Origin of the sequence: Rhodoplanes roseus (assembly GCF_003258865.1) — a bacterium.
In the GTDB taxonomy this organism is placed as follows: Bacteria; Pseudomonadota; Alphaproteobacteria; order Rhizobiales; family Xanthobacteraceae; genus Rhodoplanes; species Rhodoplanes roseus.
In genome coordinates, this window is record NZ_NPEX01000967.1 from 1 (window position 1) to 244 (window position 244).

The 244-nt window shown below is 63.9% G+C and carries 1 pseudogene; it reads right to left on the reverse strand.

Going from position 1 to position 244, the window contains the following annotated elements:
• A pseudogene (locus CH341_RS35035) lies at positions 1 to 244 on the reverse strand (cytochrome c oxidase subunit 3); the annotation flags it as partial.

The following is a 244-nucleotide window of genomic DNA, read 5'->3' on the forward strand; positions in this document are numbered from 1 at the left end:
GAAGATCACCGCGTGTTCCGACAGGCCGAAGAGCGGATCGCCGGGCACGAAATGGCTCTTGATGTCGTGGTGGTATTCGTAGCCCTTGAGCGCCAGGAAGACGAGACCGAGCGCGATCGTCACCGCGATCAGCCTGACGACAAGGCGCGAGCGGCCGAATTCAGCGGCCTTCACGGCAAGTGCGGCCGTCAGGCTGGAGGTCAGGAGAATGGCCGTGTTGGCGCTGCCGATGAGGACGAGGGTC